The organism is Lutimaribacter degradans (assembly GCF_023703375.1).
GTDB classification, from domain to species: Bacteria; Pseudomonadota; Alphaproteobacteria; order Rhodobacterales; family Rhodobacteraceae; genus Lutimaribacter; species Lutimaribacter degradans.
Genome location: NZ_JAMQGO010000016.1, coordinates 1 through 14,349 on the forward strand (window position 1 = coordinate 1; position 14,349 = coordinate 14,349).

The window sequence follows — 14,349 nt, forward strand, 5'->3', positions numbered from 1 at the left end:
CAACCAGGTCCTGGCGCAGATCGAGTTGTGGACCAAGGGCGAGGACTACGGAAACAAGGTCTACATCCTGCCCAAGCACCTGGATGAAAAGGTTGCTCGCCTGCACCTGGATCGGATCGGGGTCAAGCTGTCGTCGCTCTCGGCCGAGCAGGCCGAGTATATCGGCGTAACGCCCGAGGGACCGTTCAAGCCTGAGCATTACCGCTATTGAGGGAGGCCAAGATGAGCAAACGCACACCGCATATCGTGGGACTGGGCAATGCCTTGGTCGATGTCGTCGCCGCCGTACCGCCCGAGGTGGTCACCCGCCACGGGCTGACGCCGGGCGGGATGCACCTGGTCGAGGCCGAGGCCGCCCATGCCCTGTTCGATGACGTCGGACCGGGCGTGCGTCAGTCTGGCGGCTCGGTGGCCAATACCATCGCGCATCTGGCCGAAACGCCGGTGCAGGGCACCTACATCGGCAAGGTTGCCGATGACGATCTTGGCAAGACGTTCCTCGAGGAAATGGTGGGGCTCGACCTGGCAGCACCGGTCGCGGTTGCCCGGAATGACGATCACGGGACCGGCCGCTGCGTGGTGCTTGTCACCCCCGACGGCGAACGCACGATGAGCACTTATCTCGGCGCGGCGACCACGTTGATGCCTTTTGAGGCGCGCGCGGCGCTGCCGGCGGATTTCGACATCCTTTTCATCGAGGGCTATATCTGGGACGCGCCGCATGGCGCGGCGGTGATCGAAACGCTGGCGCAAATGGCCAAGGCGGCCGGGGCCACCGTGGCGCTGACGCCATCGGATGCAGGTTGCGTGAAGCGAAACATCGAGGTGATGCGCAACACGGTCTCGCGCTATGTCGACGTCCTGATCGGCAATCATGTCGAGATCGGCGCGCTGGCAGGACGCGACGGCACCGAGGCAGCGCTGGACTGGGCCATGTCCAAGGTCGCCATCGCCGCGGTAACCGAGCACGAGAAGGGCTCCTGGGTTGCCGACGCCGATGGTCGGCACCACGTGCCCGCGGCACCCGTCGCGCGGGTGGTCGACACCACCGGCGCGGGCGACGCCTATGCCAGCGGCTTTCTGGCCGGGCTGGCCCAAGGGCATTCGGTGGACCGCGCCGGGGGAACGGGCGCGCGACTGGCGGCCAGCGTGCTGGGCCATTACGGCGCGCGCGACGGCGCAGCGGCCCGCGCCATAGCTCTTCCGGCTGCCTGAACCGACCGCGAGACTGGCCGGGGCGTTACCATTGCTCCGGCCCGCCGCCGCGCCCACACACAGCCGGCCCTGCGGGAGGATACAACCGTGACGTTGCAATCCCCTGCTGAAACCTTCTTCACCGAAAGCCTTTCCTCGTGCGACCCCGAGCTTTTCCAGTCGATAAACGACGAGCTGGTGCGCCAGCGCCACGAGATCGAGCTGATCGCCTCTGAAAACATCGTGAGCGCCGCCATGATGGAGGCGGGGATTTCGGTGATGACGAACAAGTATGCCGAAGGCTATCCCGGGCGGCGCTACCATGGCGGCTGCCAGTTCGTCGACGTGGCCGAAATCTGGCCATCGCTTTGCGCTCAGCACGGCGGATTCCGAGGATCTTCTCGCCGATCGGGGGGTGATGGTCAGCCGGGAGACCCTCCGGAAATGGGTGAACCGATTTGGCTGTCACTTTGCCGATTGGATCAGGCGCGACAGTCCGACGGCGGTCGACAAATGGCACCTGGATGAGGTCGTCATCCCGATCAACGGCAGAAAATACCGGCTCTGGCGGGCGGTCGACGCGAACGGCGACGTGCCTGATATTCTCGTTCAGCCACAACGCAACGCCAAGGCTGCAAAACGGTTTCCGGCAAGGCTGATCGGCCGGTTCGGTGTGCCCCGTGTCATGATCACGGACAAGTTGCGCAGCTATTTCAAGCCGATCCGGGACCTGGCACCGGGCGCGGATCATCGCGCGCACAAGGGCTTGAACAATCGGATCTAGGGATCACACAAGCCAACACGAAAACGCGAGAAATTGATGGGGCGGTTCAAATCGCCCCGACAGGCACAGAGATTTCTGGCAACACATGATCAAATGACATCGTTTTTCGCCCACGACGCTATCAACTCTCCGCCATCTCATACCGCCACGCCAGGGCCGATGCTTTCGACCTCTGTCTGGAGAGGCCATGCCGCCGAAATGACCGCCTGACAGGCAGAGGTCGCGCTCCTCTCAAATAGGTGAAAACAAGTTGGCAATCCCCGTAAAACTGCTGCTCGGTGCGCCTAAGGGTGATCGGCCGAGCTAATGTCCGAGGCCACCTACATGGAGGCCAAAACCATTCACCGGCTGCTCGAGTTCGATCCCACGGCCTTCCGATTCAAGCGTAACGATGAAAACCCGTTGGACTGTGATTTGGTGGTCAATGATGAAAGCTCGGTGATTGGCGTTGCTATTGCAATCGCTCCTGAAGGCGGTGACGAGCGCGGCGGCAATGCTGATCGTGGGCGACATCGGCCTGTTACCGGCTCGGCGCTTGAAAGGGGATGCGTCAGCCACTAATGTCTTGGGAATCAATAAAGTTCTTGTGAGATTATGGCCATCACAACCCTGATCATTGGTCTTCGGGGCGCGCGGTTACAAGGTGGGCCGGTGCGGTGCTGACCAATGTCCGCGGGTCATCGCGGCGCCTGTTGAATGGCGCTGCCATCGTGCTGGGCAGCCTTTTCCTGCTTCTTGTTTCGCTGACTGCCAGTGCGTTTCTCAGTTTTTCCGCGCTGGAGCGCGCGCAGATGGAGCTGTTGTCACAGGAATACAACATGGCCGGACGCGAGGCTGCGGCACAGATAGAGGAGGGCCTGCGGTTCGGGCGCCCCCTCGCGCAGTTTCTTGGGCTGGATACTATCCTTGACGACCTGCGCGCCATGCCCGGAGTGGCCGCCGCTGGCCTAACCGATGCGGATGGAGTGCCGCTGGGAGAGTGGGCGCTGAATCCTGTCGTGGAGCAGGACGCGAACTTACAGGCGGCGGTGCGCGAGCTTCGGGCTGCCGGCGCAGGGGCGACGGAACGCGCGCGCTCTGCTGAGCCGATCATCGCAGGTGCACGGCGCTACTTTCTGACACCATTGCATGGTCGGGATGATGCACTGGCGGGTGTCCTGATTGTTGCCGTACCGCTGGCAGAGCTTTCTGCGGCGCTCGACCGGGCCGTGAGCGATGCGGTGGGCGCGATGCTCGTCATTAGTGGTGTCGCGGCCGGTCTGCTGGCGGTCGCGGCGGGAAATTTGCGCAGCGCCATGCTTCGGCGCAGCTCGGGCCAAGCGGTGGCGCGGTGGCGCTGGATGCTGTTGCCTCTTGTCGTGCTTCTATCGGCGCAGACCGCCTATGCCGCCTTCATTTTGCAGATCATGCGTGCGGATCTGGCGGCGGCGGCCGAGACGGGCGCGGCGCGAATCGTTGAGCGCGGTGGTGATGATCTGGATCAGTTGCTGTCATTGGGTCTGACGTTCGACCGGATGCCCGGCCTGGAGGACCGGATGTCCGGGGAGCTGGCGCTCAACAGCGCGGTCGAAAGGCTCGTTCTTGAGGATGCTTCGGGGACCGTACGGATGCAGGTGGAGCGCGTGCCCGATGATGAGCCAGGTTGGCTGGCCGCAAGGATGCCGGTGCCGCAGGCCGGTGTTATCACCCGCGAACTGACAGGCCCTGACGGCAATCCGGCGGGCCGCCTGCGCGCGCGGATCGACAACAGGTCGATCGCCGCGGGTCTAGCCGAACAGGTGATCAGGATGCTGACGGTAGCGGCGACCTCCGCCTTCGTGATGATCGAGCTGTTCATCCTGCTGCAGATCGTGTTGCGTCCGGCAGTTGCCCCTCCCGGCGGCGCGTCGGCCATGCCCGGGGCCGCCGCGCGCGCCAGTCATGAACACGCATCGCCCGTCCCCGAGGCGCGGGACGCGGTTGATAAGGGGCCGCTGCATCTGGTGGCGCGGCCGGTGATGTTCGCCTTCGTGCTGTCCTGGGCGCTGCCATTGTCCTTTCTGCCGCTCAAGATGCGCAGCTTGGGTGGGCAGCTTTGGGGCCTGCCGGAAGATCTGGTGTTGGCGTTGCCCATCTCTGCCGAGATGGGCGCGGCCCTGGCAATGGCGATCCTGGCCGGTCGGCTGGCCGACCGTGTCGGTTGGTCTTGGCCGTTTCTGTTCGGTCTCGCCCTGTCGGTTCTGGGTGGTGTGGCAGCGGCGTTGGCGCCGGACAGCGCCAGCTTTATCCTTGCGCGCGCGGTGACTGGGCTGGGATACGGGTTGGCCTGGATGGGACTGCAGGCCTTCGTCGTGCAGAGTTGCGGCCCGCAGCGGCGCGGTCAGGCGCTGGCCAATTTGATGGCGGGGATCCTCGCGGGATTCATCGTTGGTACGGCTATCGGGGGCATCCTGGCGGAACAGTTCGGCCGCGATCTTGTGCTGCTGGCAACAGGTGTGGCGGTTCTGGCCCCTCTGGCCGTTGCGCTGGTGACGTTGCGCCCGTTTCTGCGCGTGGGAGCGCCCCGGAACGCCACACCATCGGCAGCTGCGGACGGTCCGGGAGGCGCAGCCACGCCGGGTGGCTGGACGCTGCTCCTCCGCAGTCCGGAATACATGGGGGTGCTCATGCTGTCGGTCGTACCGTTCTCCATTGCGCAGGTGGGGCTTTTGTATTTCGCGGTACCGCTGCATCTGGACCGTATCGGGGCTGCGGCGGCCGATGCCGGACGCATTCTGATGGTTTACGGCGTTGTCGTGATTCTTTTCGGCCCGATGTTGAGCCGGGTGATCGACCAGAGTCGGCTGAAGGCACCCATCGTCGTCGCGGGCGGTCTGGTCGGCGGTCTGGGCCTAACCCTGCTACTGGTCGATATGGGTCTGGTCGGGATCTTCCTGGCCGCCGCGCTGTTGAGCCTTTCCAGTACCCTGATCGAACCGGCGCGCGCCGCCCTCGTCATGCGGCTGCCGGCGGTGCAGGCGGCTGGTCCAGCCTCGGCACTGGGGCTGCAGCGCGCGGCGGACAAGCTGGGCCAGATGGTAGGGCCTGTGGCGATCGCGGTGATTCTGCCCGCTGCCGACATGATGGACCGGGTCGCGGGGCTGGGGCTCGGTTTCGCCGCCGCCAGCCTGCTATTGGCGGCGGTGGTCATGGTGCGCCATCCCAAGCGCAGCACAGGCACATGACTGACCCCAAGGCGCATCCCTTGCCCTCGCTCGGCGTCGAGATCGAAATGCCCGTGATCGACGACAGCGGTGCCACAGGCATGGTGGATGAACGGTACTTCACCGCCCTGCAGGCTCGGCGCGGCGCCGACGCAAGAGCGGAAGTCCTGGGCGCGCGCACCGTTGCGATCAGCTCCCCGCTGGCGGTGAACGGCGTGGACAATGGCTGGAACCTTCTGGAGACCGCGCATGCGCCGGTGCCGGCTGGACGGGGCGGATTGACGGTGTTGGCGCGGCGCATGCGTGATGACATGGTCGATGTCGGCGCCGCGCTGGCCGTGCAGGGGTTACGACTGACCTCGCTGGCACAGCATCCCACCGCAGGCTGCGGGGCGGAGTTGTATCGCAGGGCGGTAGCGCCCAAACCGGTTTACGACTATCTCACCGCGCGGCGCGGCTGGACTCATGCCGCCGGAATCGACGCCAAGGCCCAGAACGGCCCCACCACCGGCGCGCAGCCGGATGGCGCGGTGACGGCGCTGAATCTGATGCTGGCCGCGGCTCCCGCATTCATCGCGCTGTTCGCCAACAGCCCGTTCGAGAACGGTCGGCGCAGCGGGTTTATGGAAACGCGCATGACGCTGTGGCCCCGCATGGTCGCCAGCAGCCGCTTTCCCTCCGATGGCGCGCGGGTCGGGCTTCCCCCGCGCTGGTTCACGTCGCTGGGGGATTACTTCGCGTGGACCTTTGCGCCGGGTACCGTGATGCAGGCGGTTCCGGCCGGAAGCGGCAGCTACAAGGGCAGCACCGCGCTGTTCGAACCCGGCGACGGGCGGATGAATGCAATGCGTTTTCTTTCCGGGGGACCGGTTACGAGCAGGGCGGTAGAGGCCGGCAAAAGGATCCTGATCACGCCGACCGCGGCGCATTTCGAGTTTCTGCAGTGGTCGAACTTTCTGGATTTTCGGCTGCGCTTCGCCTTTGCTCCGCCCGGACCCCGCGCAGAGCAGATAAGCACAGCCCTTGCTGACCCTGTCCGCTTCCTGCCGCTTTTTCGTGACCATGCCAGCAATCTGTATATTGAGAACCGATGCGCCGGTGCCACTTTTGCCGACGCCGATCTGGCCGCCAGGGCGCCACACGCTGTGCAGGCGAGCTGCATGATCGCGCCTCTGGCTCTGCAGGCCGGGCTAATGGCCGCGGCGCCCCTTGAGGGCGCCGCGTTCTGCGCCCGCTGGCCGGTGGCGCGGGTGGCGCGGCTGCGCACACAGGCGATCCGCGCGGGCCTGACGCCGGATCCATCGGGGGATCGGTCAGGCTTGGCGACCACGCTGCGCGCCTTCTGCCGCGAGGTTCTGGACCTGGCCCGCGTAAACCTTCCCACCGCCGACCAAGGGCATCTAGCCTATGCTGACTGGGTGCTCGACACGGGTCTGACCGGCGCGCAGCGGGCGATAGATCATCGCGCGGAGCTGGGCCGCGCTGGCGAAGGGGCGGCGGGGCTTCAGCGGCTGGCCCGCGCCCGTGAGGCAGTGCCGCCGCCACCCCCGAATGACGGATGAACCGGTAATCGTGGCGGCGCCGACCGGGCGCGCGTGAAAAGATAGCTTGCCACGGGCCAGTAGTTGGCGGAAAAGTTGCGGAAAAACAGGGTAAAAAAGGAGCAGAAGAGCAGCATGGCGGCAGGTTCCACGGAGTCGGCGTTGCAGGCGGCAGATCTGCGTGGCACAGACCGCCCGCAGGAGCCGGGGCCGTTCACCATTCTCGCCGCATTGTGGCGCGTCCTGCGCCCGGAACTGCGTGTCCACAGGAAAGAGGTTCTGCAAGATCTTGGGCTGGCCCTCGCCGCCGGGGTGTCGGGGCTAGCCGGGCCCTATCTGATGTATCTGTTTCTACGGGCGGCGCTGCGCGACGATGCGGTGGCGCCGGTGCCGGCGCTCGCGCTTGGTGCAGTGGCATCCTATGCAATCTACGCCGTGCTGCGATCCGTCCACAACAACCACGCGCTGAAGACCGCCGAGGCGATTATCCTGACGCTAAAGCTGCGGCTGGTGCGTGCGGTAATGCGCAAGCCTCTGGCCTTCCTGGATGCGGCGCGGCAGGCGCAGCTGACGGCTATGCTGGCTACCGATCTCGACAAGTTGGCCACGAAGCTGCGCCAGAATGCAGGGCCGATGCTGACCGCCGCGCTTCTGGGGGTCGGCATACTGCTGGCGCTGATTGCGCTGGATTGGCGGCTGGGTCTGCTGGTCGCGGGGTTGAGCCTCGTCTACCTGGTTGGTGTGCTGTCGATCCATCGCGCGACCGTCCGCGCAGACTGGGTAGATTCCGAGGCCGACACCCGGCAGCAGCATATCCTGCGCGACATGCTGGACGGGGCGCGCGACATCCGGCTCTATCAAATCCAGCATCTGCACGAGGCGCGTTTTGCTGACTCCGCCGAAACCGTGCGACAGCGCGATGTTCGCTTGCATGAAACGCCCGTCTGGGGCTGGAATCCGCTGGTGGATTTCATCGCCGCGATGATCCTGCTGGGACCGGTGCTGATGGGGGCCTGGCTGCATGTCCGCCCGGATATCACCGTGCCGCTGGAACTGGTGCCGGCGGTGCTGACCTATGCCGCTCTGATGGCGTCGAACCTGCGTAGCTTCAGTCGCGGGCTGCAGGCGATAGGCTTCCTGGGACATGCTCTGGACCGGCTGGAAACGGTGATCGCCTATCCCGAGGAGCCGCCGCAAACGCCTCCGGCGCTGGACACGATGCCCGACGATCAGACGCTGCGGCTTGTCGGGGTGGGCCAGCGATACGGCAGCCGGAAGATCCTTGATAGCTTTGATTTGGCTGTGGCGCCGGGCGAGCGGATCGCCCTGACCGGTCCCAGCGGGACGGGAAAGACCACGCTGGCCAATCTGATCCTGCGGCTGGAAGAGCCGGATACCGGATGTGTGATGCTCGGTGGGCAGCCCGCGCAACGCTTTCCTCTGCCGCTGTATCTGAGCTATTTCGCACATGTCGGGCACCACACCCATCTGTTCCATACCAGCGTGCATGACAATATCGCGATGGGCTGGAGGCACGTTCCCTTCGCCGATATCGAGCGCGCGGCTCGGCTGGTGCGGCTGCATGATACGATCCAACGGCTACCGCAGGGCTATGACAGCGTGATCGGTGCGGACGATCTACATCTGTCTCAAGGACAGCGGCAACGGCTGGCGCTGGCCCGCGCGCTGATCCGCGAACCTGCGGTGCTGGTACTTGACGAATTCACCTCGGCGCTCGATTCCGAGACAAAGGCGGGCCTGCTGGATGATCTGTTCGCCGCGTTTCCCGGCACCACGATGATCTGCATGACCCATGATGCGCAAGTCATGGCGCGGATGGATCGGGTCGTGACACTGGAATCGGGGGGAGCGTTGCAGTCGGACGAGGCATCGGCGGAAACGTGCTCTGAAGAAGATGAACCGCCTCAGGTCACGCAGCACCTCGATGACATGAAGGCAACGCTGCGCCTGCCCGCGGATGCAGCCGCACTGGAACCCCTGGCGCAGTGGGTGGAGACTTGTGCAGAGCGTGGGCTGATTCCGGCCGAGATGGTGTTCCATGTCAACCTCGTATTGGATGAGTTGGTCAGCAACACCATCACCCACGGACATTGGGAGGGGGCAGGCGCGACAGCCATCGATATCGCTCTGGAACGCGCTGACAGGGCCGTGACCCTGACGGTTCAGGATGACGGCGCGCCCTTCGACCCGACCCGGGTGGACCCTGTCGATACCGACGCCCCGCTGGAGCAACGCGCTGTCGGTGGGCTCGGGCTACATTTCGTGCGAAGCTTTATGAATGATGTCGTTTATCACCGCAACGACGGGCGAAACCGGCTGACTCTGACCCGGCGCCTGGATTGACCCGCGCCGATGGCAGCACCGAAGTGCGGGCAACACGAGGTCAGATTACGGGTTGAATGGATCGTCTTGCAGTGTACCTTTGCCATTGCGACCATGGGCATAACGACGGGATGTGCAGGTCGTCGTGGCGGGCAACGCGACTGGGACGACCAATGACGCAAGCATACAAGCTGGTCTTGCGAAACAGGCTGGAAGAGATCCCGCGCATTGCCGAGACGGTGGAGCGTTTCTGCCTGAGGCACGAGCTGGCGCCGCGCATCGCGATGCACTTGACCTTAGCGCTGGATGAGTTGGCGACCAACGCCATCAGCCACGGTTTCGCGCCCGACATCGCGCACGCAGATGCAATCCGCCTGAGTCTGACGCTGGATGACGACGCCGTGCAGGCCGTGATCGAGGATCGTGGTCGTCCCTTCGATCCGCTTTCGGTGCCGCCTACCGATACCGGGCTGGGGCTGGAGGCGCGCGCGGTCGGAGGGCTGGGCGTGCATCTTGTGCGCGAGGTCATGGACGAGGTGCGGTATGAACGCACGAATGGCCTGAACCGCGTATATCTGCGCAAACGGTGCGACAACGAGAAATGAAACCGACCGACCCAAGGGGCCGGTTGCAGGTTGGAGGGGGATATCCCGGCAAATGGCGAAACTTTGAAAAAGGGTGCCGTTGCTTCACTCCGTCGTCTGCCTGATGGCAGGGACTGAAAGCTTGACGCAGATTTTGAACGAATGGCCGGCAACGCTGGCGGGGGGGGGGGGTAGCTATCAGCTTTGCTCTGATAAACCCGGCTATCGTAGAGGCGACACAAAATCCTAGGCGGGCTTTGATGAAGGCAAGATCCAGGTTGAGCGCCCGCGCGTGCGTAGCAAAGCCAAGGGCAAGGAAATGCCCCTCCCTCGTCGGGGGTAGATCTCTGCGCGGGTGTATCTCCACCAGCGGGTCATGAAACTGATTATGAACATGGCCACGCGCAAATTCGGCTGTCCCGTTCGGCTGCCCGAGGCTGGTGTACCTGCGGAAGCGAGCTGTGACCTGTCCAAATCCGCGGTCTCCCGGCGCTTCAAGGTGCTGCGCCGAACTTTTGGTGCAGACACCCGAAACCAGCGCTGTCAGGCGCGCAACATCAACAGCTGCCTCGCGCCGGCGTATCATGCCGCTGTACGCCGCGCCCTGAAGCAGGCCTGGGCGATTGACGATGCCGAGAAGGCCAAGCGCCTGATCCGCAATCTCGCACGGCGCTTCGATTGGGAAGCCACCAATGTCGCGGGCTCAATCCTGGCCGGTCTCGGCGAAATTCTCCCTTGGTCAGGATTGGGCTGTCGCTTGAGCTCTGGCGCTCATTGGCCAGCACCAATAATGTCGAGGCAAAGAGCAGTGTCACCCGACAGATTTGCCGGAACGTAAAACGTTGGCAGGATGCCAAGATGGCCTTGGGGCTCCTTAAGAGCTACAAGCAGCAGCCAATTCTTAAGCAGGTCCCTATCGGCTGTCGGCTGTACCGCGTCCTTGACCATATCAAGGACGCCGCATAACGTGCCGAAACGCACCGCCGCTCCGGCGAATTTCAACATCGATCGGGACATTCCCGTTGGAAAGGCGATACTATTGGTGGACAATCTCGGCGTCACACAGGAACGCGATGGCACTCTCGCGGTGGTCTGCGTGCGCGGACGCATAGATAGCGCGACATCTGTCCAGTTTGAGGCGGAGCTCGATATCGTATTCGCCGACCCGCCCGATGCCCTAATCATCGACCTGACGGATCTGAACTACATGAGCAGTGCCGGATTGCGCGTGCTCCTTGTGGTCGCCAAGCGCGCACGGGCCGAGGAGCGGCCGCTGATCCTGTGCAACTTGGCGCCAGGCATCCGCGAGGTCTTCGATATCAGTGGTTTCTCCACGATTTTCGAGATTGCTGCGACCCGCGCCGAGGCTGAGGCCCGGGTGCGCGGCTGACGCGCGCCGCCGTCAGGGAGACAGGGATGTTCCGCTCGCTCCGATTCCAGCTGTTCGCCGGCTTGATGGTCATATTGCTGGGGGCAGGACTGACGATCACGATTTCGACGCGTGAGCAGATGCGCGAGGCGCTTATTGGTGCGGAAACCCGCGCTGCACGCAACGTGCTGGGCCAGATCGAGCTGCAGGTTTCCAACCGCTACCGCGAATTGCTGGCCGAGAAATTGCGAATCGTGAATGAGCGGCGCGACGCGCTGGAACATATGGGCGCCGTCACGGTGGCCGCCGCCGAAGCGCATGACCGGCTAAGCGATCGCGGCCAGGCCAGCCGGGCGGAAGCCCGTGCGCTGACGCTGGATTTCGTCAACGCCGTCAGCCCAGGCGGGTCCGTGCAGGCGCTTGCGATGACACGCGAGGGGCGGGTACTGGCGCATTCCGATGGCAGCCAGAAGGGCCGTGACCTGAGCGCGCAGCCCGACATCAAGGGTCGCCCCCTACCCGTCGCGGTGCAGGAGGATATCGCCATTCATGGCCACGCCTATATCCTGTTTGATGACAGCGCGGTCGATGCCGGCGAGGATGGTGAGGATGACGGCGCCCGCGACGGCCGCCGCTTCGCCTATTTTCGCGAAGTGCCGGAGCTGGATCTCATTATCGGCGTGTCCGACCGCATCGGCGACGTCGAACGCTATGTCGAGACGGGCGTGGCCGCCACCGTCGAAGTGCTGGCCGAGACCCTGGCGCAGGTGCGGGTCGTCGATACGGGTTTCGTCTTCATCCTGGACGATGAGCTGAACGCCGTCACCCCGCCCGCTGACTGGGCAGCGCCCCTTATGCGCGAGCGCGATCCGGTCAGTGGTACCCCCATACCTGAACTCCTGGCCGCAGCCGCGCGAGGTGACGACCCTGCGACGCTCCGCTACGCGCTTCCCGGCGCGCAGGCGCCGATCGAGATGCAGGCCTATGTCAGCTATTTCCGGCCTCTGGGCTGGTATGTTGTCAGCACCGTTCCCTCCGCCGAGGTCAACCGCCCTGCCAATGCGCTGACCCGCCAGCAGGGCGTGATATTTGCCATGGTGCTGGGCGTAGCGTTGATGCTGGCCTGGCTGTTCGCGCTCAAGCTGACGGGACCGTTGCAGCGTCTGACGGGCTATGCGCGGCAGCTGCCCGGGCAGGATTTCACTCGTTCGGATGGCGCTCAAGGCGCGCTGGACCGGCTGGCGGATACCCGTTCCGAGGTTGGTGGGTTGGCGCGTGCCTTCCGCTTCATGGAAGGCGAGTTGCGCGAAAATATCCGCGTTCTTCTTGACACGACGCGCGACAAGGAGCGGATTGAGAGTGAGCTGAATATCGCGCGCGACATCCAGCGGGGCCTGCTGCCGAAGATTTTCCCGCCCTTTCCCGACAACCCGCAGATCGATCTGCACGCTTCGCTGACACCGGCGCGTCATGTCGGCGGTGATCTGTTCGATTTCTATTTTCTGGACGATCATCGTCTGCTGTTCGCAGTGGGCGACGTGGCCGACAAGGGCGTGCCGTCGGCGCTGTTCATGGCAATCACCAAGACCCTGGTGAAGTCAGCAAGCGGGCAGGAGACCGATCCCGCCCTTATGATGCGCCGCGTCAATGAAGCGCTGAGTGCCGACAATCCGCGCGCGATGTTCGTCACGCTCTTCATCGGCATCCTCGATATCCGCTCGGGCGAGGTGGATTACGTCAATGCTGGGCAGAATCCGCCGATCCTGCTGTCGACCGATGGCCATGCTGATCTGGTGCGCCCGATCAGCGGCCCGCCTGCCGGCGTTATGGAAGGCGTAGTTTATGACCGCCTGAAGCTCCGGCTTGCCTCGGGCGACAATCTGGTCGTGTATACTGACGGCGTGACCGAAGCGATGAATGACGACAACGCGGAATATGGGACCGGCCGCCTGTTGGCCCTCTTGCAGAGGTTGCGCGGGCAGCGCGCGACGCGGCTGGTCGATGGCGTGCTCGAGGACGTGCGTCGGCACTCCGACGGTGCGTTGCAATCGGACGACCTGACATTGCTGTGCCTGACCTGGCACGATACTTCACCAAGGGAATGATCCACCTATGCCACGCCTGAAACACACAGAACCGACCGTGACGATCGCGCCGCCTTCGCGCCTCTGGCATCGGGGACTGAACCGCGCATTGTTGGCGCCTTTTCTGTCGATCTTGCTGGTTCTGGCGCCGCCCGTGACCGCCGGGGACGACCTGACCACCGCGCCAACCCTGTCGCCGGAGGAAGAGCCCTGGCGAGTCGGTTATCTGGAAGGTGGGCAGTATGTCGATTACGAAACCATCACCAAGGCCATCGTCCGCGGGTTGATGGAGCTGGGTTGGGTCGAACCGGCTGATCTGCCCAACGCGCAGGGCGCGCAGGCGGGCGATTTCTGGCGCTGGTTCGGCGAAAATTTGGAAAGCGATTACATCGAGTTCGTGCCGGACGCGTATTACACCGCAGGGGATTTCGACAGTGATCAGCGTCCTGAAACTCGCACGGCCATCCTCGACCGGCTGACGCAGACCGGGGATATCGATCTTGTAATCGCCATGGGCACCTGGGCCGGCCAGGACCTGAGAGTCGAGGGGCTGGATGTGCCCGTGGTCGTCGGTTCGACCAGCGATCCGGTCGGAGCGGGCATCATCGACAGTTCTGCCGATAGCGGCATGGATCACCTGCACGCGAGGGTCGAGGTGGATCGCTATCAGCTGCAAATGCGCTTGTTCCACGACATCATCGATTTTGACCGGCTGGGCATCGTCTATTCCGACACCCGCGAGGGACGCACATATGGCGGGGTCAATGCCGTGGAAGAGGTCGCCGCAGAGCGTGACTTCGAGGTCGTTTCCTGCAACGCCCCGTATGCCGGCCTTCCCCAGAAGGAGGTCGAAGCGGGTGTGATCGCCTGCTACGATGAGATCGCCGCGCAGGTGGATGCGATCTATGTCACCGTGCATCGCGGTATCACCGAAAACTCACTGCCCGCGATCATGGACAGCATCAACCGCAACCTGGTGCCGACCTTCTCCATGCTGGGGTCCAGCGAAGTCCGGCGCGGTGTTTTAATGAGCATCGCGCAGGCGGATTTCTCGCATGTGGGGATGTTTCACGCAAAGACCATCGCACGAATCCTGAACGGTGCATCGCCGCGCGCATTGTCGCAGGAATGGAGCGCACCGCCCAAGATCGCGCTTAACCTCGCGGCCGCCGAGCGCATCGGTTTCGACCCGCCGGTCGATCTGCTTCTTGCCAGCGACGAGATCTACGAAACGATTTCGGCCCCCGATGCATCTCCCTGAGATCCGG

10 protein-coding genes and 3 pseudogenes are annotated in these 14,349 nt (G+C 64.1%); all 13 read left to right on the forward strand.

Annotated features, from left to right (window positions below):
* On the forward strand, nucleotides 1–211 hold a 211-nt coding region (locus tag M8744_RS16340), incomplete at its 5' end, for an adenosylhomocysteinase (protein WP_251412376.1).
* A gap of 11 nt (nucleotides 212–222) precedes the next feature.
* A complete protein-coding gene (locus M8744_RS16345) occupies nucleotides 223–1,215 on the forward strand; it encodes an adenosine kinase (protein ID WP_251419756.1) in 993 nt (330 codons plus the stop codon).
* An 87-nt stretch (nucleotides 1,216–1,302) separates the two neighbouring features.
* Nucleotides 1,303–1,548: pseudogene (gene glyA / locus M8744_RS16350) on the forward strand (serine hydroxymethyltransferase); the annotation flags it as partial.
* 7 nt (nucleotides 1,549–1,555) lie between these two features.
* Nucleotides 1,556–2,188 (forward strand): annotated as a pseudogene (locus M8744_RS16355) (IS6 family transposase); the annotation flags it as partial.
* Nucleotides 2,189–2,284: 96 nt separating this feature from the next.
* Nucleotides 2,285–2,539, forward strand: coding sequence for an AAA family ATPase (locus M8744_RS16360; RefSeq protein ID WP_251419758.1), 255 nt, complete (start codon nucleotides 2,285–2,287; stop codon nucleotides 2,537–2,539).
* 95 nt (nucleotides 2,540–2,634) lie between these two features.
* Nucleotides 2,635–5,181 carry an MFS transporter gene (locus M8744_RS16365; protein WP_251419760.1) on the forward strand — a complete coding sequence of 849 codons (2,547 nt, stop codon included), beginning with the start codon at nucleotides 2,635–2,637 and terminating at the stop codon, nucleotides 5,179–5,181.
* Nucleotides 5,182–5,201: 20 nt separating this feature from the next.
* Nucleotides 5,202–6,722, forward strand: coding sequence for a glutamate-cysteine ligase family protein (locus M8744_RS16370; protein WP_251419762.1), 1,521 nt, complete (start codon nucleotides 5,202–5,204; stop codon nucleotides 6,720–6,722).
* A gap of 114 nt (nucleotides 6,723–6,836) precedes the next feature.
* Nucleotides 6,837–9,065: an ATP-binding cassette domain-containing protein gene (locus tag M8744_RS16375; protein ID WP_251419764.1), complete on the forward strand. Its 2,229-nt coding sequence runs from the start codon at nucleotides 6,837–6,839 to the stop codon at nucleotides 9,063–9,065.
* 152 nt (nucleotides 9,066–9,217) lie between these two features.
* The gene (locus M8744_RS16380) at nucleotides 9,218–9,649 is read left to right on the forward strand and encodes an ATP-binding protein (protein WP_251419766.1); all 432 of its coding nucleotides are present in this window, start codon (nucleotides 9,218–9,220) and stop codon (nucleotides 9,647–9,649) included.
* 235 nt (nucleotides 9,650–9,884) lie between these two features.
* Nucleotides 9,885–10,594 (forward strand): annotated as a pseudogene (locus M8744_RS16385) (IS256 family transposase); the annotation flags it as partial.
* 1 nt (nucleotide 10,595) lies between these two features.
* Nucleotides 10,596–11,018, forward strand: a complete 423-nt coding sequence (locus M8744_RS16390) for an STAS domain-containing protein (protein WP_251419770.1) — start codon at nucleotides 10,596–10,598, stop codon at nucleotides 11,016–11,018.
* A 26-nt stretch (nucleotides 11,019–11,044) separates the two neighbouring features.
* A complete protein-coding gene (locus M8744_RS16395; protein ID WP_251419772.1) occupies nucleotides 11,045–13,102 on the forward strand; it encodes a SpoIIE family protein phosphatase in 2,058 nt (685 codons plus the stop codon).
* A 91-nt stretch (nucleotides 13,103–13,193) separates the two neighbouring features.
* Nucleotides 13,194–14,342: an ABC transporter substrate-binding protein gene (locus M8744_RS16400; protein WP_251419773.1), complete on the forward strand. Its 1,149-nt coding sequence runs from the start codon at nucleotides 13,194–13,196 to the stop codon at nucleotides 14,340–14,342.
* The last annotated feature ends 7 nt before the right edge of the window (nucleotides 14,343–14,349 follow it).

Excerpts from the sequence above, each read along its gene's own strand:
- M8744_RS16395 (WP_251419772.1), top strand. The coding sequence starts at position 11,045 with ATGTTCCGCTCGCTCCGATTCCAGCTGTTCGCCGGCTTGATGGTCATA.
- M8744_RS16375 (WP_251419764.1), top strand. The coding sequence starts at position 6,837 with ATGGCGGCAGGTTCCACGGAGTCGGCGTTGCAGGCGGCAGATCTGCGT.
- M8744_RS16345 (WP_251419756.1), top strand. The coding sequence starts at position 223 with ATGAGCAAACGCACACCGCATATCGTGGGACTGGGCAATGCCTTGGTC.
- M8744_RS16380 (WP_251419766.1), top strand. The coding sequence starts at position 9,218 with ATGACGCAAGCATACAAGCTGGTCTTGCGAAACAGGCTGGAAGAGATC.
- M8744_RS16360 (WP_251419758.1), top strand. The coding sequence starts at position 2,285 with ATGTCCGAGGCCACCTACATGGAGGCCAAAACCATTCACCGGCTGCTC.